Origin of the sequence: Actinomadura sp. KC06, assembly GCF_004348735.1 — a bacterium.
Taxonomy (GTDB): domain Bacteria; phylum Actinomycetota; class Actinomycetes; order Streptosporangiales; family Streptosporangiaceae; genus Spirillospora.
In genome coordinates this window covers 1-18940 of sequence record NZ_SMKT01000068.1, presented here as the reverse complement: position 1 = coordinate 18940, position 18940 = coordinate 1, and the positions used below count along the sequence as shown (strand labels likewise).

The following is an 18940-nucleotide window of genomic DNA, read 5'->3' as shown; positions in this document are numbered from 1 at the left end:
GGGCCGTTTTTTTTGCTCAGGGCCGGGGCTCAGTGGCCGGAGCCTCCCGGGGACGCGCCGCCGCCCGCGGGCGGCTGCGTCGCACCCGGCTGGGGCGAGCCGTGTCCGGGCGAACCGGGCTGCGCCGGCGCGGACGGCTGAGTGCCGCCGGGGTTCGGCGATCCGGGCGCCTGCCCGGCCGGGCCCGCCAGCGGGTAGGTCATGTACTCGCCCTGCTGCGGCACGATCGGCACCTGGAACTGGACGGCGCCCGCCTTCTCGAACTGCATCTGCACGGGCACCCTGGAGCTGGCGAGCAGCTCCTGCTTGAGGCCCGTCAGGACGACGAGCGGCTGCTCGCCGCTCGGGGTGGTGGCCTGAGGAGCGTTCTGCTGCGCCGGGCCGGTGTTGGGCTGGGGCGTCGCGCCCGCACCCGTGGGCTCGGGCGTCGCGCCCGCGCCGGTCGGCTCGGGCGTAGCGCCGCCGCGGGTGGGTTGCGGGGTCGCGTCGCCGCGCGGGGTGGCGCCGTCCTGCGGCTGCCCGGACGGCGTCGTCCCCGGCCGCTTGGTCTGGTTGCCCGCAGGCGGTGCGGCGGGCGGGGTGGACGGCTTGGACGGCTTGCCCAGCAGCTTCACCGGGCTGCCCATCCCGTCCGGCGCGGCGGCCGGCAGCACCAGCCCGCCGCCGTCGATCTTGGCGGGGCTGTCGAAGAGCGGGGAGCTGACCGAGACCAGCCGGTCCTGCCTCTCCTTGACCTGGTTGATCATCACGCCGTACAGCGCCAGCGACGATCCGGGGGCGATCGGCTGGCCGGGACGCGGGCCCAGCACGAACACGTTGCGCAGGGCGATCTGCGGCTCCGCCGGCTTGTCCAGCGGGACCGAGACGTTGACGCCGTCGGTCAGCTGCGTCGGAGCGGCGGACTGAGGCTCCTCGCCGGCGCCGCAGCCGGAGATCACCGGCGCGATGGCGACGGCGCCCGCGACGGCGAGCGCGCCCATTCGACGGCTGTTACGGATCACGGCGTCGGTCTCCTCGCGAAATGGCACGGACGTTGGTGAGAGCGGCGTCGCAGACGCCAGGGGAAGCGTAGCGACACCCGGCCGGAAGTCCCGCCCCGGGGTGCCTGACACGCCCGTGCCCGTCCGGTCACGCGGGCGGTGATTCCGTCAGCCGGTCTGTAGCGCCTTGACCTTCCCGGCGAGCTCAGGCCCGGGCTTCGGCGCCTGGACGACCTCCTTGACCACGCCGTCCAGCTGGACGAACACGGCGGTGAGGCCGGCGGCGGGCGGTCCCGGCGTGGCGGCCGGTCCCGGCGCGGCGGGCGGCGGCGCGTAGGCCGCGGCGAGCAGGGCCTGGCGGTCTTCGAGGAGCCGCGGCACCCCGTTGTGGGCGGTGCCCGCGCACGCCTTCAGTTCCTTCAGCGGCGTCCCCTTCTTGCCGCCGGACGGACGGGGGTCGGCGACCAGGTAGAACTTCAGCTCGTTCTCCTGCGTCCTGCCCGCGAGCTCCGCGACCACACCTTCGCATTCGTACGCGGGCGGGACGATGCCGATGACGCCCGGCCGCAGGTCGCGGATCTGTATGGCCGCGCGCTGGCCCGTCACCTCGTCCACGCTGCCCGCGGGCAGCAGCCCGCCGATCTCGCCGGGGCTCGCGGACGGCCGCGGCGCGAGCCGGGCGCCCGTCTGCGGCGGCGCGGGACGCGGCCCGAACGTGGTCATCAGGACGCCGCTGAGCAGCGCGACCAGCAGCGCGCCCGCGATGATCGGGATGGCGACGCCGAACCGTGTCAGCGGGCGTCCGGCGCGGCGGAACCGGTCCCGGCGCCGGCGGCGGCGCTCCTCGCGGCGGTAGGCCGCGACGTCGCGCTCCAGCTCGCGGGCGTCATCGGGCACGACGACGTCAATGCGGGGAAGCCCGTAATCGTCGGGCTCCGGGTCGCCGCCGTCCGGCCTCACGCCGCACCTCCCGTCCTGGCCTCGCCGGAGCGCTCCCGGCCCTGTTCGCTCGCGGCCCTGTTCAGCGGGCCCCGTCCGGCGGGCGCGGCCCCGGCCGGGCCGTGGTCCTATTCGGACCCTTCCGGGCGCTTCGTACCCGGACCGCCCGGCATGTTCACCTCCAGTATGGAACGCATCTCGGCGGCCGGGAGGGGGATGCTTGTAACCGGGACGCCCTTACCGGTAATGGCGGCCGGGCGGGATCAGAGTGGTCCGTCGGCTACCCTGAGTACGGGGAACTGGTCGAAGATGCACCATTAAAGGGCTTTGTCAATACCCCAATATGCAGCTTGACCTGGGCATTTGTCCGGAAGGCCGGTTCAGCCACCCTCGTTTCCGTGGTACCCTGGTTCTAGCGGAAGGGGTACTTGTCACATGACTTTCCAGGTCGGCGACACCGTCGTCTACCCCCACCATGGGGCTGCTCGGATCGAGGCCATCGAGACTCGCACCATCAAAGGTGAGGAAAAGACCTATCTGGTCTTGAAGGTCGACAAGGGCGACCTGACAGTGCAGGTCCCGGTCGAGAATGTCGAGGACGTGGGCGTCCGAGACGTCGTCGGCCAGGAGGGTCTGGAGAAGGTGTTCGAGGTGCTGCGCGCGCCCTACACCGAAGAACCCACCAACTGGTCCCGCCGGTACAAGGCGAACCTCGAGAAGCTCGCCTCCGGCGATGTGAACAAGGTCGCCGAGGTCGTCCGCGACCTGTGGCGGCGCGACAAGGAGCGCGGCCTGTCGGCCGGCGAGAAGCGCATGCTCGCCAAGGCGCGGCAGATCCTGGTCAGTGAGCTCGCGCTCGCGGAGAAGACCAACGAGGACAAGGCAGAGGCCCTGCTCGACGAGGTCCTGGCCAGCTGATCGGCCGGACGGGTTGAGCGCAAGGCTTCCACGGGTGGGCGTCGGAACCGACGTCCACCCGTTCTCGTCCGAGCCGCGCCCGCTGTGGGTCGCCGGGCTCGATTGGCCCGGTGAGGGCCACGGCCTCGCCGGCCACTCCGACGGCGACGTCGCAGCGCACGCCGCCTGCGACGCGCTTCTGTCGGCCTGCGGGCTCGGCGACGTCGGCGCCGTCTTCGGCACCGCCGATCCACGCTGGTCCGGTGCGTCCGGCATCTCCCTCCTCCGGGAGGTCGCCCGCCGCGTCGACGAATCCGGCTTCACCATTGGCAACGTCACGATCCAGATCATCGGCAACCGTCCCAAGATCGGCAAACGGCGTACCGAAGCCGAGAAGACCCTCACCGAGGCACTCGGCGGCGCCCCCGTCAGCGTCTCCGCCACCACCACGGACGGCCTGGGCCTCACCGGCCGCGGCGAAGGTCTCGCCGCCATCGCCACCGCCCTCGTCGTCCCCCGCTGACGCCTTCTCGATCAGCGCGTCCGAGGCCGCGAGTAGTGACCGGGCGCATCAGAGTTCGGCGGCGGGGCGGATCGGGAGGTCGTAGTAGCGGCGGGCGCTGGAGCCGATGCGGTTGAGGTCGGTGCCGTAGATGTGCAGCGAGACGGCGACGCTGTCGCTGATGTTGCGGACGCGGTGGATGTCGCCGGGCGGGGCGAAGCCGCTGACCTCGCCGGTCGGGACGTGGTTGCTGCCGACTCCGATCAGGGCGGTGCCGTCCTCGGAGAGAGTGTAGAGGTCCTCGTACTCGACGCCGGTGACGGTGCCGAACGCGCACCAGGTCACGTGGTCGTGGACGAGGGTCACCGCGCCCGGCTGCCAGACGATCGCCACCATCGAGAACGAGCCGTCCGGCTCCACGTGCAGGCGGTGGCTGTGGAAGGTGCCGCGCTCACCGGCGATCTGCTCCGGGGTGAGCAGCTCGGGCGACGGCATGTGCTCGCGCAGCGCGTCCGCGACGTGGGACGCGGTGCCGCGCCAGTCGGCGGGACGGGCGACGGCCGCGCGGACCGCGATGACCAGTTCGTCCAGTTCCGTGGTGGGGGGCGCGGTTAGGGTGTTCATGGTGTCCTCCTCGTGTGCCGGGGCGGGGCCCTCGGGGTGTGTCTCCAGCGTCCGGTCTCAGGGGCGGTGCGGTCATCCGTGGCGCCCGCAGAGCACCACGGACGCCGCCACGGAAAGGGGCCGACGGTGGCGGAACGGATCTCCGAGCGGGAGGCCGAGGTGCTCGCCGCGCTCGGCTCGCGGCTGTCCAACGCGCAGATCGCGAACCGGCTGCACGTCTCCGTCCGGACGGTGGAGAGCCACGTGTCGTCGCTGCTGCGCAAGTACGGCGTGCCCGACCGGTGGGCGCTGGCCGAGCTGGCCCGCTCCGAGGCGCCGGATCCGGGACGTGTCGTCGGGCTGCCGGCGTCCGGGACGACGTTCGTCGGACGCGGCGCCGAGCGCGCCGAGGTGATGGCGGCGCTGGCGGAGGCCCGGCTCGTGACCCTGCTCGGGCCGGGCGGGGTGGGCAAGACCCGGCTCGCGGCGATGGTCGCGGCGGACGCGGGCGCGCTGTTCCCGTCAGGCGGGGCGTTCGTGGACCTGGTGCCGGTGCGCGAAGGGTTCGTGGCGCGGGCGGTCGCGACCGCGCTCGGGGTGACCGAGGGGTCGCACCAGCCGCTGCCGGACGCGGTCGCGGCACGGCTCGGCACCGGGCGGTCGCTGCTCCTGCTGGACAACTGCGAGCACGTGATCGACGAGGCGGCAGCGTTCGCCGAGCGGATCCTCGCCGCGTGCCCCGGCGTCCGGGTGCTCGTGACCAGCCGGGAGCGGCTGGGCGTCCCCGGCGAGCGCAGCGTGCCGATCTCCCCGCTGCCCGGCTCGGACGCCGAGACGCTGTTCCACGACAGGGCGCTCGCCGCCGATCCGCTGTTCGTCGCGGCCCCAGAGGTGATCGCCGACCTGTGCGCGCGGCTGGATGGCGTACCGCTCGCGATCGAGCTGGCGGCCGCCCGGGGCGCGTCGCTCGGCGCCACGGGCCTGCTCGCCGCGCTTGAGGACGCCCTGCGCCTGCTGTCCGGCGGCCGCGGCGGCGACGAGCGGCACCGGTCGCTGCGCGCGGTGCTGTCCTGGAGCCATGATCTGCTGGACGAGGAGGAGAAGGCGCTGTTCCGCCGGCTCGCGGTGTTCGCCGGGGCGTTCGACCTGGACGCCGCCGTCGCGGTCGGCGGGGACCGGGCGGGCGTCGCCGACCTGCTCGGACGGCTCGTCGACAAGAGCCTCGTGGTGCATCTGCGCGGGCGGCCCGGCCGGTGGCGGCTGCTGGAGACGGTACGGGCGTTCGCGCGGGCCCAGCTGTCCGCCGCCGGTGAGGAGGACGAGATCGGGGCCCGTCACCTGCGCTGGGCGGCGGCCGCCGCGTCCGGTCTGCGGGGACGGCTCGGCGATCCGGCGTGGCGGGACGATTTCGACGCCATGGCCGCGGATCTGCGGTCCGCGCTGGCTTCTCCGAGGAGCCCGTGCGAGGTGACGCATCGGCTGGCGAGCGCGCTGGCGCGCCTGACGTTCGCCCGCCGCCACCTGCTGGAATCGTTCGCGCACTACCGGACCGCCGCCGCGGTCGCGCCGGACGCGGTTTCCGCGGCCGTCGATCTGCGCGCGGGAGCCGGATGCGCGCATGTGAGCACCACGTCCAACCAGCATGTGTTCGAGCTGCTGCTGGAAGCGGCCGAGCAGGCGCGGCGGGCCGGGGACCAGCGCGGCCGGGCGATCGACCTGGCGCGCGCGGTGGAGACGGCGTGCCGTTTCCCGGAGGCGTTCGACACCGATGTCTCGCGCGAGCGCCTGCACGGGCTCCTCGGTGACGCGGAAGAGGCCGCCGGACGGGGGGATCATTCGGACGACCCGGAGGTGGCGGCGTGCCTGGCCGTGGCGCGGGCCTGGCTGGACGGCCCGGACAGGGGCGCGCCGGACGCGGAGTCGGCGCTCGCCGCCCTCGCCGCCGTCCGGGCGACCGCTGATCCGGTGCTGATCAGCTCCGGGCTGTGCGCGGCGGCGACCGCGGCGCTGCGGGCCGGACGGCTGCGGGAGGCCAACCGGATCACCCGGGAACGCCTGGAACTGCTGCCGTCCATGGACCGCGACGACCCGTACTGCGCGCCGGAGATCTGCAACACCTACGGCCGCGCCTGCGTCTACGCGATCATGGCCGGCGATCTGCCCGGTGGGATGGCGGCGGCCCGCGCGGGCATGGACGACGACCTGCTGCGCGACACCCACATCACGGCGAGCCGCCTCGTCCAGCCGCTCGCGCTGACCGGACGGTTCCGCGACGCGATCGGGAACGCCGAGCGGATGTGGGACCAGTGGGAGAGGGCGGGCCGTCCCGCGCCGCTCTGGATGCTGCCCGCGGTGTGCACGACGGTGCTGGCGTGCGGGATGCTCGGAGAGGCCGAGCCGGTCGCGTTGTGGCGGGCCAGGGCCGGGGAGGTGGCGGGCGGCGCGCTCGCCACGGCGGCCGTCGCGGTGTTCGTGGACGCCCGGCTGGCCGTCCACGATGGGCGGTTCGACGATGCCGGAGCCCTCGTGCGCCAAGCCCTTGCCGTCGGCACGCCACTGGATCCCTATCTGGCGTACGCGCGGGCCGCGGGCGCGGAACTGGCCGTGGCGGCGGGGCTTCCCGAGGCGGCGGAGCTGCTGGCGTCCGCTTCCCCGTTCGCCGAGGAGAACGGGTGGGCGGCGGCCTGCCTCGCCCGCGCCCGCTGGCGCCTGGACGGTGACCGTGACGAGCTCGCTCGCGCGCTTGAGGGCTGGGAGCGTCTCGACGCGCAGGCGGAACGGGACTGCACGCGGGCATTGCCAGCGCGGGCGCGCTAGGCGCGAGTCGGGTGGACCGTGCCCGTCACCTCGCCGAACGTGATGCGGGAGCCGGACGCGCCCGGGGCCTGCGCTCTGATCGTGACGGTGTCGCCGTCCTCCAGGAACGAGCGGCGGATGCCGTCGTCCAGGTCCAGGGGCTCCTGGCCGTTCCAGCTCAGCTCCAGCATGCAGCCGCGCTGGTCGCGCTCGGGGCCCGAGACCGTCCCGGACGCGAACAGGTCCCCGGTGCGCAGCGGGGCGCCGTTGACCGTGGCGTGGGCGAGCTGCTGCGGCGGCGTCCAGTACATCGAGGCGAAGGGGGGACGGCTGACGACCTGGCCGTTGATCAGGACCTCCAGGCGCAGGTCGAGGCCCCACGGCTCCTCGCAGCGCAGGTAGGGGAGCGGGGCCGGGTCCTGGACGGGCGGCGGCACGCGCGCGGGCTCCAGCGCGGCGACCGGCACGACCCAGCAGGAGATCGACGTCGCGAACGACTTGCCGAGGAACGGGCCGAGCGGCCGCGACTCCCACGCCTGCAGATCGCGGGCGCTCCAGTCGTTCAGCAGGACGAACCCGAACACGTGGTCGCGGAACGCGCCCGTCGGCACGCCGCGTCCCGCGGCGGACGGGACGCCCGCGACGAACGCGACCTCCGCCTCGAAGTCCAGCCGGAGCGACGGGCCGAACGACGGCTCCGGCTCGCCGGGCGTCCTGCGCTGCCCGGACGGCCGGATGACCGGCGTCCCGGACGGGTACACGGTCCCGGCGCGCCCGTGGTAGCCGATCGGCAGCCGCTTCCAGTTGGACGGCAGCGGCTCGTCCCGCGGGCGGAAGATCCGTCCGGTGTTCCTGGCGTGGTGCTCGGACGAGTAGAAGTCGACGTAGTCCGCGACCTCGAAGGGGCGCAGGAGTTCCACGTCCGCGACGGGGATCAGATGGGGTTCGACCCGGTCGCGGTACGACTCGTCGGTGAGCACCTCGACGAGCCGGGCGCGGTTCGCGTCCCAGGCGGCGCGTCCGGCCACCATGAAGGCGTTCAGCGAACCGGAGGCGAAGTAGCGGCGGTCCTCGACCATGCCCGCCGCGGACATCGCCGCGAGGTCGAGCACCTGATCGCCGATGGCCGCGCCGACGCGGGGAAGCTCACCCGGACGCGCGAAGACCCCGTACGGCAGGTTCTCGACGCCGAAGCCGCCGTCCGTATCGCCCTCAACCCACGAATCGGTCGTCATGCCGCCATATCTTCCCCGGTGCGTCTCCGTTCACCCGGTGGCGCGCCGAGTCGGGCGGCGGCCGAGCGGCCGGTCAGGCGGCGGGCGGTCTGATCAGGGACAGCGCGGACAGAGCGGCGTCGACGCCGGGCGTGCCGAAGGAGAGCAGCAGGCGGCGCGTCGCCCGCACCTCGTCGTCGGTCAGCGCCAGCAGCTCGGCGGCGAGGCCGGACGGATCGGTGCGTTCGAGCGTCCGCCGGACATCGTCTCCGCGCGTCGCGCCGGCCGTGGCGAGCAGAACGTTCAGGAAGCCGTGGCGGTCTTGATGCCGGACGGCGCGATCCGCCCCGGCCGTGCACGTGAAGGGCAGGCCGCGCTCGGCGCACGCCGAGATGAACGCCGCCACCTCTGCATCCGGGCCGTCCATGCGGTAGGCGGCGCCCAGCAGGGCTCCATGGTCGCGGGCGGCGGACATGCGGTCGAGCGCGTCCCGCCATCCGGGCGAGCGCCGCACCTCGATGTGGGCGGGCACGTCGGACGGGAGCCGGGCGATCGTCACGGCGACGGCCCGCGCCTGGTCGGCGTCCCGGGGGAGCGCGATCCGCACCGCCGACGGGCGGACGCGCGGCTCGGCGCGGACGGCGTCCAGCGCGTCCGGCAGCTCCTCGATCCCGGTGTCGGCGATCAGGCCGAGATCGAGAAGGTCTTCCGGGACGAGAAGCGCCCGCAGCTCGGCGAACCGCGACGCCGGGCACAGGAACCGTCCGGCGGCCGGGTCCCGACCGGCCTCACGATGCGCCGCCAGCGCCCTGTCCATCGGAACGCGGTCCATCGGAACGCGGTCCGGCGGGGCGGGGTCAGGCGCGTCGAGCGCGGCGTCGTCGATCAGCCGAGCGAGTAGGGCGCTCATGGCGCCTAGGTACCCCGCCGCAGGGCCGCGTCACGCCGTCCGTCCCGCCGTCCGGCGCGGCGTTCAGTCGGCGGGCGGGGTGGGGCCGCTGCGGAAGTTGCTGGACGGCGGCGGATTCACGTCGTCGGCGTCGGGGTCCTCGGCGCGGTCGGCGGGCTGGGCGTCGTCCTCGTCGGCGTCCGGGGCGGCGGCGGCGCCGGGCATCACGATGTCGGGACGGGTGGTCGACGCGACCGGACGGTCCTCCGCGTCCGGACGATCCCGCTTCCTGACCAGCTCGACGTCGGTGGGCAGCAGCGCCGGCGCCGCGTCGAGGGGCGGGCGCGGCTCGGGGAGGGTGTCCAGCGGCGGCGGCTCGGACGACAGGCTCGGCGCGGACGATCCGGCGCCGTCGTCCTCGAACCGCCGGCCGTCGGGTTCTTCGGGGGCGAAGGGGATGAGCGGCTCGGTCTCGTCCAGGAAGGCGAAGGGCGACTCCGGCTCGGGCCCGGTCGGCTCCGCCGCCGCCTCCAGCGCCAGCGGTTCGGGCGCGGCGGGTTCCAGGACCTTCACGTGGCCGCGCTGCGGCTCGATCGGCGCGGCCTCCTCGGCGGCGGGACGGGACACGCGGATCTGCTTGAACATCGTCAGCCACAGCCACACGGCGAGCACCAGCATGATGTGCGGCGCCACGGCCACGCCCGCGCGGACCGACTCGCGGGGCAGCTCAGCCATGCCCCAGACAGAGTCCTGGACGGACACGGCCGCGCCCCCGGCGACGAGGAGCAGCAGCAGCGTCCAGCGCAGCAGCCGCGTCCACCAGCGGGAGTTCCGGGTGATCACCAGGGACAGGATCGTCAGCGCGGTGAGGGTGTCCGCGATCGCCGGGTAGAGCGGCGCCCAGCGGTCGCCGACACCGCCGTAAAGGGCGAGGTCGCGGAGCACGTCGTAGGTCAGCGCGTACGCGGCGCCCGCCAGCGCCGCGACGATGAGTCCGGCGAGCGCGGTGAGCAGCCGCCGCTGCACCGGGGTGAAGGCCGGCCGGGTCGGGTCAGATGGCATGTCTCTCGTTCCGGGGGAAGTGGCGCCAGAGGGGTCCTCAGGCGAGATTAGCCAGCGCGGACGGCGGCGGCTCGTCCATTCCGATGATCACATCGCGCTGCACGCGATATGGGCGGCGACGTACGGTATGGACGACGACACCCGAGAGAGGAGGCTCGATGACCACGGCGAAGCGAGGATCATCGAACCGGCTTCTCGGGTGTCCGGGGTCCGCCCCCGGAAAGGCGGGCCCGTGATCGCGGGGAAAAGCCTCGGCGAGCCGGTCCGGGTGTTCGACGGACGGCCCGCCGGCCGCCGCATGTGGGCCCTGCTCGCGCTGATGAGCCTGGCCGTGCTGTCGCTCGTCCCGGTCGCCATCGTCTACCTGCGCGTCCGCGTGTGGTCGGTGGGCATCCCGGCGCTCCTGATCGCCATGGGATACGCGGGCGCGGTCGGCTGGATCATGGAACGGCGCCGTCCGCGCCTCCGCGGCCGGGTCGTCGTCCTCCACACCGGCGGCCTGTCGGTCTCCGGGCCCGGCGGCGAGACCGGCTACACGTGGGACGAGCTGACGTCGGTCACCGTCTCCGGCGTGCGGAACGAGCCGGACGACCGCACCCGCTGGTCGTTCACGATCGTCGCCGAGGACGGGACCGTCCTGCGGCTCGGCGACGACATCCCGGACGTGCGGGACCTCGGGATCGCCGTCGCCGAGGAGGTCACGGCGCGGATCGTCCCGCGCCACCTGGCGGCGGTGAAGGCGGGGGAGACCGTCCGGATGGGGCCGTTCACCGTCGACCTGGGCGGCGTCGAGAAGGACGGCGAGCGGCTGCCCTGGCCCGCCGTCCGCGAGGTCGAGATCGACAACGGCCTGGTGAGGGTGCACGCCTCCGCCGGCTGGACCGATCTGCTGACCGTGGCCGCCCAGGTACCGGACGCGCTGGCGTTCACGGCACTATGTCACCAGGTCAGAGACCTGACCGAACTTCCCTGAAGATTTTTTCGCAGGGATGTCGAGAACGCGTCCGCCGCTCCGATCCAAGGGTGAAGGGCGGCCCGCCAGGGCGCGCGCATCAACGACACGAGGAGACACGACCGTGAAATACATGCTGCTGATCTTCAACCGGCCCGGGTTCGTGGAGGAGCTGGCGGAGCAGGAGCGCGACGCGCTGTTCGCCGAGGTCGGCGGGCTCATGCAGGAGCTGTCGGAGTCCGGCGAATTCGTCGCGGGGGAGGCGCTGGCCGACCCGTCCACGACCAAGACCGTCACGGCGAAGGGCGGGCAGCCCGCCGTGACCGACGGGCCGTTCCTGGAGGCCAAGGAGCACTTCGCCGGCTACATCACCGTCGACTGCGAGTCCGAGGAGCGGGCCGTGGAGATCGCCAAGCGCTGGCCGGACGTCCGGTTCGGCGGGCGCATGGAGGTCCGGGCGATCATGGACGAGTCCGGGACGGAGATGTGACGGTCCCGGCCGCCGTCGAGGACCTGCTGCGCACGCTCGCGCCGCAGGTCCTCGGCACGCTCGTCCGGCGGCACGGGGCGTTCGACGCCTGCGAGGACGCCGTCCAGGAGGCGCTGCTCGCCGCGGCCGTCCAGTGGCCGGGGGACGGCGTCCCGGAGAACCCGCGCGGCTGGCTGCTGACCGTCGCGACGCGGCGGCTCACCGACCAGTGGCGCAGCGAGCGCGCCCGCCGCGACCGCGAGGCCGCCGTGTTCACGAAGGAGCGCGGCGACGAGGCGGGCCCGGCCCTGGACGAGGACGACCGTCCCGGCGACCGCGACGACACGCTGACCCTGCTGTTCCTGTGCTGCCATCCGGCGCTGTCGCCGCCGTCGCAGGTCGCGCTGACGCTGCGCGCGGTCGGCGGCCTCACCACGGTGCAGATCGCCCGCGCGTTCCTCGTGCCGGAGGCCACGATGGCGCAGCGGGTCAGCCGGGCCAAGCAGAAGATCAAGGCGAGCGGCGCGCGGTTCGCGCCGCCCCCGCCGGACGAGCGGGACGAGCGGCTGCGGGCCGTCCTGCACGTCCTGTACCTGATCTTCAACGAGGGCTACACCGCGTCCAGCGGACCCGACCTGCAGCGCGCCGACCTGACCGCGGAGGCGATCAGGCTGGCCCGCGCGCTGCACCGGCTGCTGCCGGACGACGGCGAGGCCGCCGGGCTGCTCGCCCTCATGCTGCTGACCGACGCGCGACGCGCGGCCCGGAGCGGGGACGGCGGCCTGCTGATCCCGCTCACCGAACAGGACCGGACGCTCTGGAACCGCGACGCCATCGACGAGGGCACGGCGCTGGTCACCGACGCGCTGACCTGGTCGCCGCCCGGCCCGTACCAGCTGCAGGCCGCGATCGCCGCCGTCCACGCGGAGGCGGCGCGGCCCGAGGACACCGACTGGCCGCAGATCGTCGCCCTCTACCGGCTGCTGTCGCATCTGTCGCCGAACCCGATGGTCACGCTGAACGAGGCGGTCGCGGTCGCGATGGTGGACGGCCCGTCCGCCGGGCTCGACCTGCTGCGCCCCCTCGACGCCGACGATCGCATGTCCGGGCATCACCGGCTCGCCGCCGTCCGGGCGCATCTGCTGGAGATGGCGGGCGACGCGGACGCGGCGCGCGAGGCGTACCGGCAGGCCGCCCGCACCACGACCAGCCTGCCGGAACGGCGCTACCTCGAATCCCGCGCCGCACGACTTACTCGCTAAAGGACATTCCGATGGAAACGACAGGGCGAACGCTCGACGTCCCCGGCGCGACCCTCCATTACGAGGTGCGCGGCTCCGGGCCCGTCCTGCTGCTGATCTGCGGCGGGATCTACGACACGGCCGGTTACGCCGGGCTCGCCGGGCTGCTCGCCGACCGGTACACGGTCGTCACGTACGACCGGCGCGGCAACTCGCGGAGCCCGCTCGACGGCCCGCCGGAGCCGCAGCGCGTCGAGGTCCACGCCGACGACGCGTCCCGGCTGCTCGCCGAGGTGTCGCCGGACGAGCCCGCGTTCGTGTTCGGCAACAGCTCCGGCGGGCAGATCGCGGTGGCGCTGGTGCAGCGCCACCCCGAGCAGGTGCGCGCGCTGGTCGCCCACGAGCCGTCGCTGCTCGGGCTGCTGCCGGACGCCGCGCACTGGGAGTCCGTCATCGCGGACGTGGAGCGGGCCTACCGCGACGGCGGCGTAGGCCCCGCGATGGCGACGTTCGGCGCGGCGCTGGGCATGTCCGACGACGACGACGGCCAGGCCGACCAAGAGAGCGCCGCGCCCGATCATGAGGCCGGCGCGCCCGATCCGGAGATGCTGGAGATGTTCGCGCGCTTCGAGAAGAACACCGACTTCTTCGTCGGCTACGAGGTCCCCGGGTTCGGACGCTGGGTCCCCGACATCGAAGCGCTGCGCCGCTCAACGGCCCGGATCGTCCTCGTCGCGGGGGAGAAGTCCGCAGGGGAGCCGCCGCACCGGGCCGCCCACGCGCTCGCAGAGCGGCTCGGGACGACGGCCGAGACCTACCCCGGCGACCACGGCGGCTTCGGGACGGAGGCGGAGGAATTCGCCACCAGGCTGCACGCCGTGTTCTCCGCGTCCTGACTCAATGGCATGGGGCCCTATTACCAACTGGCATAACGCCCGTGTGGCGCTAGGCGCTCCGCGGTACGCGCGATTCCAATAACCTGGGTTTGTGAGTCTGCGCTTCTACGACACCGGCACCCGTAGCGTCCGCACGTTCGAGCCTCTCGAAGAGGGCCGTGTGGGGATGTACGTGTGCGGTGCCACCCCGCAGGCGTCCCCGCACATCGGGCATCTCCGCTCGGGCGTGATCTACGACGTCCTGCTGCGCTGGCTGCGCGCGTCCGGCTACGAGGTGACGTTCGCCCGCAACGTCACCGACATCGACGACAAGATCATCGCGGTGGCGGCGGACCAGAACGTGCCGTGGTTCGCGGTCGCCGAGGGCAACCAGCGGGTCTTCACGCAGGGCTACGACCTGCTCGGCTGCCTGCCCCCGACGATCGAGCCGCGCGCCACCGGGCACGTCCCGGAGATGATCACGCTGATGCGCCGCCTGATCGAGAAGGGCCACGCCTACGCGGTCGGCGGCGACGTGTACTTCGACGTCAAGTCGTGGGCCGACCAGTACGGCGAGCTGTCGAACCAGCGGCTGGAGAACATGCGGTCCGCCGGCGACACCCCCAACGAGCAGCTCAAACGCGACCCGCGCGACTTCGCGCTGTGGAAGGGCGCCAAGCCGGGCGAGCCGTTCTGGGAGACGCCGTGGGGGGACGGGCGTCCCGGCTGGCACCTGGAATGCTCGGCGATGGCGACCAAGTACCTCGGGCCCGTGTTCGACATCCACGGCGGCGGCGTCGATCTGATCTTCCCGCACCACGAGAACGAGATCGCCCAGTCCCGGGCGGCCGGCGACGGCTTCGCCCGCTACTGGCTGCACAACGGGCTGCTCACCGTTGACGGCGAGAAGATGAGCAAGTCCGTCGGCAACGTGGTGCTGCTGCCCGATCTGCTGGGCAAGGCCCGTCCCGCCGAGGTGCGCTACTACCTGGTCTCGGCGCACTACCGGTCGCTGATGGACTACACCGACGCGTCCCTGGCCGAGGCCGTCTCCGCCTACCAGCGCATCGAGGGCTTCGTCACGCGCGCGTCGGAGATCGTCGGCGCGGTCGCGCCCGCGCCCGCCGTCCCGGCCGAATTCGCCGCCGCGCTGGACGACGACCTGGGCGTCCCGCACGGGCTGGCGGTGCTGCACGAGGCCGTCCGGGACGGGAACAGCGCGCTCGCGTCCGGTGACCGCGACGCGGTGCGCCGCCATCTCGCGGACGTCCGGGCGATGGGGGACGTCCTCGGCCTTGACCCGCTGTCCCCGCAGTGGAGCCGCGCCGGGGAGGACGACCTGCGTCCCGTCGTGGACGCGCTCGTCGCGGTGGCGCTGGAGCAGCGGCAGGCTGCGCGCGCGCGCAAGGACTACGCAGCCGCCGACGCGATCCGTGACAGCCTGTCCGAGGCGGGCATTGTCGTAGAGGACACCCCGCAGGGCGCCCGCTGGGAGCTCAAGCGCGGCTGACGCGGCCTGGCCGGTGCCGGGCGGCGGATAAAATCAGACGTTCGCGGGGGTTCGCCGCCGTCCCGCCGAGAACCGAGCCGCCCCGAGGGCGGGCGAACCGCAACCGTCGCCAGGAGCGTACCGATCATGGCCAAGAGCAAGGGCAAGGGACCGACTCCCAAGGCCGAGGACCGGCACTGGCACGGCAAGCGCCAGAAGGCCCGCGCCGTCAAGAGCGCCAAGCGGACCGGCACCCCGACGCTCGGCCCGGGCGGCCGCGCGAAGCCCGCCTCCGAGACCCGCGACGGCGCCGCCGGGCGTTCCGGCCGTCCCGCCGGGGCGCGGCGCGCGAGCGGCGAGCTCCCGGAGCTGGTCACCGGACGCAACCCGGTCGTCGAGGCGCTCCGCGCCGGGGTCCCGGGGACGACGCTGTACGTGATGTCCAGCACTGATGAGCGCGTCCGCGAGGCGATCCAGATCGCCGCCGACCGGCGGATCCCGCTCCTGGAGAGCGGGAAGAACGAGCTGGACCGGATGACGGACGGCGCCGTCCACCAGGGCATCGCGCTGCAGGTCAGGCCGTACCGGTATGCGCACGCCGACGACCTGCTCACGGGGACGGCGCCGCTGATCGTCGCGGTGGACGGGATCACCGACCCGCGCAACCTCGGCGCGATCGTCCGGTCCGCGGCCGCGTTCGGCGCCGCCGGAGTCGTGGTGCCGGAGCGGCGGGCCGCCGGAGTCACCGCCGGGACGTGGAAGTCGTCCGCGGGCACGCTCGCCGCCGTGCCCGTCGCGCAGGTCACGAACCTCAGCCGCCAGCTCAAGGCGTACCAGAAGGCGGGCTGCTTCGTCGCCGGGCTGGACGCGGGCGGCGGCACCGCCGTCGCCGACCTGGAGGTCGCGTCCGGGCCTTTCGTGCTGGTCGTGGGCTCGGAGGGCAAGGGTCTCGGACGCCTGGTCGCCGACACCTGCGACCTGCTGGTCACGATCCCGATGCCGGGCAGGGCCGAGTCGCTCAACGCGGGCGTCGCCGCCGGGATCGCCCTGTACGAGATCAGCCGGCTCCGCGCCTCCTAGTTTTCCTCAATGGGAATAATCTCAACGTTCGCAGACTTGACGCTCAGGTAACCGCCGTCAGGTTCCCCGAACGTCGAGGTGATCACGTTGACCGCCGCCTTGGCCCTGCCGCAGGCCGAACGGACCCGCTACACCACCGACCTGGCCCTCGCGGCGCTCGCGCCCGCGAGCTGGGGCACCACCTACGTGGTCACCACGACGCTGCTCCCCGCCGACCGCCCGCTGCTGGCCGCCACGCTCCGCGCGCTGCCCGCCGGACTGATCCTGCTCGCCGTCACCCGGCGCCTCCCGCGCGGCGAGTGGTGGTGGAAGTCGATCGTCCTCGGCATGCTGAACTTCGGGGCCTTCTTCCCGCTGATCTTCTTCGCCGCGTACCGGCTGCCCGGCGGGGTCGCCGCCACCATCGGCTCCGTCCAGCCGCTGGTCGTGGCGCTGCTGTCCCTCGGCGTCCTGCGGGTCCGCCCCGCCCGCGCCGTCCTGTACGCCGCGCTCGCCGGCACCGGCGGCGTCGCGCTGCTGACCCTGAGCTCCGACGCCCGCCTCGACCCGCTCGGCATCGGCGCCATGCTCACCGCGACGTCCCTGATGGCGACCGCGATCGTGCTGGCCAAGAAGTGGGGACGCCCCGAATCGCCGGACGGACGCCCCGAATCGCCGCTCGTCATGACCGGCTGGCAGCTCACCGTCGGCGGCGTCGCCCTCGCCCCGTTCACCCTCGCCGTCGAGGGCGTCCCGGCCACGATCACCGGCGAGAACGTCCTCGGCTTCGCCTACCTCGGCCTCGTCGGCACGGCCATCGCGTACGCGCTGTGGTTCCGCGGCATCGACCGGCTGCCCGCCACCTCGGTGTCCCTGCTCGGCCTCACCAACCCGATGATCGCCACCATGGCCGGGCTGCTGATCCTCGGGCAGACGCTCACGCCCTGGCAGATCGTCGGCTTCACCATCGCCCTGGGCGCGCTCGTCGCCGGCCAGACCTTCAACCGGACACGCTGAGCCGCCGCCCCCGGAGAAAGGCCAGCTCGGCCTCGTTCTCCGTCCGCTCGATGGCCTCGTCATAGGCCGCCGCGGCCTCGACGCCCCGTCCGAGCCTCCGCAGCAGATCGGCACGGATCGCATGGAACAGGTAGTAATCGCCGAGGTCGAGCCCGTCCACCACCGCCAGCGCGTCCACGACCCCCTCGACCTCGGCCACCGCCACGGCCCGGTTGAGCGCCACCACAGAACTCGGCGCGACCGCCATCAGCTGGTCGTACAGCTCCAGGATCTGGCGCCAATCGGTGTCCTCCGCCCGCGCCGCGTCGCTGTGCACCGCGTTGATCGCCGCCTGGATCTGGTACGGCCCGGGCCGGTTCCGCCGCAGACACTTCCGGACGAGCGCCTGCCCCTCGTCCACGAGCCCCCGATCCCACAACCCGCGATCCTGATCGGCCAGCAGGACGAGCTCGCCGTCCCGCATCCGGGCACGCTTCCGCGACTCGATCAGCAGCATCAACGCCAGCAAGCCCAGCACCTCGGGCTCGTCCGGCATCAGCTCCGCCAGCACCCGCCCCAGCCTGATCGCCTCCGCCGCCAGCTCATCCCGCCCGCCGTAACCCTGGTTGAACACCAGATAGACGACCGCCAGCACCCCCGACAGCCGCTCCGGAAGATCCGCCTCCTCCGGCACCCGGTACGGGATCCCCGCGTCCCGGATCTTCCCCTTGGCCCGCACCAGCCGCTGCGCCATCGTCTTCTCCGGCACCAGGAACGCCCGCGCGATCTCCGCCGTCGACAGCCCGCCCAGCAACCGCAGCGTCAGAGCCACCCGCGCCTGCAACGCCAGCGCCGGATGGCAGCACGTGAACATGAGCCGCAGCCGCTCGTCCCGCACAGGCCCCTCCTCGACCGGCTCCACGACGCCGACCAGCGCCGCCTGCGCCTGCTTGCCCTCCCGCGCCGCCTCCCGCCGCAGCCGGTCGATCGCCTTGTTCCGCGCGGTCGTGATGATCCACCCGGCCGGGCTGGGCGGCGCCCCACCGTCCGGCCACCGCTTCACGGCCTCGGCGAACGCGTCCTGCACCGCCTCCTCGGCCACGTCGACATCGCCGAAGACCCGGACCAGGACGGACACCGCCCGCCCATGCTCCTCCCGGAAGACCCGCTCGATCAGGCTTCGCCCTGGAACGGCCGCACCTCCATCGGCAGCCCCGTCACCCGCGCGTACCGCGCCGCCACCTTGAGCGCCGCGTCCAGGTCCTCCACCTCGATGATGATGATCCCGCCGACGAACTCCTTGCCCTCCGTCCAGGGCCCGTCCGTCGCGATCACCTCCTCGTCCCTGAGCCGCACCACGGTGCTCGCCTCGGGCTGGTGCAACCCCCTCCCGAAGACCCACTCCTCCGACGCCTCCAGGTCCCGCCGGATCTCCGCGAGCTCCGCCATGACGGACTCCAGAACCTCCGGCGGCGGCACCTCTCCCACGGGCTGGATCATGTTGAGCGCGTACAGCTTCATGCTTCCTCCCTGCCCCGATACGTCGCGATCACGACCCCTGTCGTCGTCACCACCGAATCCACGAGCCGCAACTCCGCCTCGACCCCCTCGAACAGCCTGCGCCCCGTCCCCAGCACCAGCGGATGCACCATCAGCAGCCATTCGTCGACAAGCCCCCGCCGCATCAGCTCCCGCGCGAGCTCCCCGCTCCCGAGCACCGTGAGCCCCTCGTTCTCCTTGATATTGGCGACCTCTCCCACGTCCGTCACCAGCACCGAGTTCTCCCAGGGCAGTTCCCGCCGCGTCCGGGACACCACATACTTCCGCGCCCGATTGAGCGCGTCCGTGTACGGATTATCGGTCTGATGGGGCCAGAACCCGTAGAACTGCTCGTACGTCCACCGCCCGAACAGCATGGCCCCACCGCGCCCGATGCCCTTCCCCAACACAGACCGCATGACCTCGTCGTTCCCCGCC

At 73.3% G+C, this 18940-nt stretch carries 19 protein-coding genes; 10 read left to right on the top strand and 9 right to left on the bottom strand.

Going from position 1 to position 18940, the window contains the following annotated elements; translation table 11 throughout:
- Positions 1-29: 29 nt before the first annotated feature.
- Together E1287_RS21970 and E1287_RS21965 are read right to left on the bottom strand one after the other, a co-directional pair.
- Complete coding sequence (locus E1287_RS21970; protein WP_131966926.1) at positions 30-1001, bottom strand: hypothetical protein; 972 nt, start codon at positions 999-1001, stop codon at positions 30-32.
- 147 nt (positions 1002-1148) lie between these two features.
- A complete protein-coding gene (locus tag E1287_RS21965) occupies positions 1149-1940 on the bottom strand; it encodes a hypothetical protein (protein WP_131966925.1) in 792 nt (263 codons plus the stop codon).
- Between the two features lie 414 nt (positions 1941-2354).
- Between E1287_RS21965 and E1287_RS21960 the strand changes: the two genes are divergently transcribed.
- Positions 2355-2837 (top strand): CarD family transcriptional regulator, encoded by a 483-nt coding sequence (locus E1287_RS21960; RefSeq protein WP_067459337.1) that lies wholly within the window; start codon positions 2355-2357, stop codon positions 2835-2837.
- A gap of 34 nt (positions 2838-2871) precedes the next feature.
- Positions 2872-3339: a 2-C-methyl-D-erythritol 2,4-cyclodiphosphate synthase gene (ispF, locus tag E1287_RS21955; protein WP_207934382.1), complete on the top strand. Its 468-nt coding sequence runs from the start codon at positions 2872-2874 to the stop codon at positions 3337-3339.
- A gap of 48 nt (positions 3340-3387) precedes the next feature.
- Here the strand turns inward: ispF and E1287_RS21950 are convergent, their stop codons facing one another.
- Entirely contained in the window at positions 3388-3942 is a 555-nt protein-coding gene (locus E1287_RS21950) for a cysteine dioxygenase family protein (protein ID WP_131966923.1), read from the bottom strand.
- Between the two features lie 126 nt (positions 3943-4068).
- On the opposite strand from E1287_RS21950, the gene E1287_RS21945 reads away from it, so the two are divergent.
- A complete protein-coding gene (locus E1287_RS21945) occupies positions 4069-6738 on the top strand; it encodes a LuxR C-terminal-related transcriptional regulator (RefSeq protein WP_165969133.1) in 2670 nt (889 codons plus the stop codon).
- Here the strand turns inward: E1287_RS21945 and fahA are convergent.
- The 3 genes from fahA to E1287_RS21930 all read right to left on the bottom strand — a co-directional run bounded on the left by fahA (position 6735) and on the right by E1287_RS21930 (position 9882).
- The gene (fahA, locus tag E1287_RS21940) at positions 6735-7952 is read right to left on the bottom strand and encodes a fumarylacetoacetase (protein WP_131966921.1); all 1218 of its coding nucleotides are present in this window, start codon (positions 7950-7952) and stop codon (positions 6735-6737) included. The genes E1287_RS21945 and fahA overlap by 4 nt on opposite strands.
- A 73-nt stretch (positions 7953-8025) precedes the next feature.
- Positions 8026-8841, bottom strand: coding sequence for a hypothetical protein (locus E1287_RS21935; RefSeq protein WP_131966920.1), 816 nt, complete (start codon positions 8839-8841; stop codon positions 8026-8028).
- Positions 8842-8904: 63 nt separating this feature from the next.
- Complete coding sequence (locus E1287_RS21930) at positions 8905-9882, bottom strand: DUF2637 domain-containing protein (protein ID WP_131966919.1); 978 nt, start codon at positions 9880-9882, stop codon at positions 8905-8907.
- Between the two features lie 232 nt (positions 9883-10114).
- On the opposite strand from E1287_RS21930, the gene E1287_RS21925 reads away from it, so the two are divergent.
- From E1287_RS21925 to E1287_RS21895, 7 genes are all read left to right on the top strand, one after another.
- A complete protein-coding gene (locus E1287_RS21925) occupies positions 10115-10855 on the top strand; it encodes a DUF6585 family protein (protein ID WP_131966918.1) in 741 nt (246 codons plus the stop codon).
- 112 nt (positions 10856-10967) lie between these two features.
- Complete coding sequence (locus E1287_RS21920; RefSeq protein WP_243719318.1) at positions 10968-11324, top strand: YciI family protein; 357 nt, start codon at positions 10968-10970, stop codon at positions 11322-11324.
- The gene (locus E1287_RS21915; RefSeq protein ID WP_131966916.1) at positions 11321-12565 is read left to right on the top strand and encodes a DUF6596 domain-containing protein; all 1245 of its coding nucleotides are present in this window, start codon (positions 11321-11323) and stop codon (positions 12563-12565) included. Before E1287_RS21920 ends, E1287_RS21915 begins: the two co-directional genes overlap by 4 nt.
- A gap of 11 nt (positions 12566-12576) precedes the next feature.
- Entirely contained in the window at positions 12577-13440 is an 864-nt protein-coding gene (locus E1287_RS21910; protein ID WP_131966915.1) for an alpha/beta hydrolase, read from the top strand.
- 91 nt (positions 13441-13531) lie between these two features.
- A complete protein-coding gene (gene cysS / locus E1287_RS21905) occupies positions 13532-14929 on the top strand; it encodes a cysteine--tRNA ligase (RefSeq protein ID WP_131966914.1) in 1398 nt (465 codons plus the stop codon).
- Between the two features lie 126 nt (positions 14930-15055).
- Positions 15056-15988, top strand: coding sequence for a 23S rRNA (guanosine(2251)-2'-O)-methyltransferase RlmB (rlmB, locus tag E1287_RS21900; RefSeq protein ID WP_131966913.1), 933 nt, complete (start codon positions 15056-15058; stop codon positions 15986-15988).
- 87 nt (positions 15989-16075) lie between these two features.
- On the top strand, positions 16076-16984 hold the full coding sequence (locus E1287_RS21895; protein ID WP_243719315.1) for an EamA family transporter: 909 nt from the start codon (positions 16076-16078) through the stop codon (positions 16982-16984).
- Here the strand turns inward: E1287_RS21895 and E1287_RS21890 are convergent.
- The 3 genes from E1287_RS21890 to E1287_RS21880 all read right to left on the bottom strand — a co-directional run.
- Positions 16968-18137: an RNA polymerase sigma factor gene (locus tag E1287_RS21890; protein ID WP_347813982.1), complete on the bottom strand. Its 1170-nt coding sequence runs from the start codon at positions 18135-18137 to the stop codon at positions 16968-16970. The two genes, E1287_RS21895 and E1287_RS21890, sit on opposite strands and share 17 nt — an antisense overlap.
- Positions 18137-18484: a YciI family protein gene (locus E1287_RS21885; protein WP_131966912.1), complete on the bottom strand. Its 348-nt coding sequence runs from the start codon at positions 18482-18484 to the stop codon at positions 18137-18139. The genes E1287_RS21890 and E1287_RS21885 overlap by 1 nt, the downstream gene beginning before the upstream one ends.
- On the bottom strand, positions 18481-18940 hold a 460-nt coding region (locus E1287_RS21880; RefSeq protein ID WP_207934381.1), incomplete at its 5' end, for a dihydrofolate reductase family protein. The genes E1287_RS21885 and E1287_RS21880, both read right to left, overlap by 4 nt.

Excerpts from the sequence above, each read along its gene's own strand:
- E1287_RS21930 (WP_131966919.1), bottom strand. The coding sequence starts at position 9,882 with ATGCCATCTGACCCGACCCGGCCGGCCTTCACCCCGGTGCAGCGGCGG.
- E1287_RS21910 (WP_131966915.1), top strand. The coding sequence starts at position 12,577 with ATGGAAACGACAGGGCGAACGCTCGACGTCCCCGGCGCGACCCTCCAT.
- E1287_RS21885 (WP_131966912.1), bottom strand. The coding sequence starts at position 18,484 with ATGAAGCTGTACGCGCTCAACATGATCCAGCCCGTGGGAGAGGTGCCG.
- rlmB (WP_131966913.1), top strand. The coding sequence starts at position 15,056 with ATGGCCAAGAGCAAGGGCAAGGGACCGACTCCCAAGGCCGAGGACCGG.
- E1287_RS21950 (WP_131966923.1), bottom strand. The coding sequence starts at position 3,942 with ATGAACACCCTAACCGCGCCCCCCACCACGGAACTGGACGAACTGGTC.
- E1287_RS21935 (WP_131966920.1), bottom strand. The coding sequence starts at position 8,841 with ATGAGCGCCCTACTCGCTCGGCTGATCGACGACGCCGCGCTCGACGCG.
- fahA (WP_131966921.1), bottom strand. The coding sequence starts at position 7,952 with ATGACGACCGATTCGTGGGTTGAGGGCGATACGGACGGCGGCTTCGGC.
- E1287_RS21920 (WP_243719318.1), top strand. The coding sequence starts at position 10,968 with ATGCTGCTGATCTTCAACCGGCCCGGGTTCGTGGAGGAGCTGGCGGAG.
- E1287_RS21960 (WP_067459337.1), top strand. The coding sequence starts at position 2,355 with ATGACTTTCCAGGTCGGCGACACCGTCGTCTACCCCCACCATGGGGCT.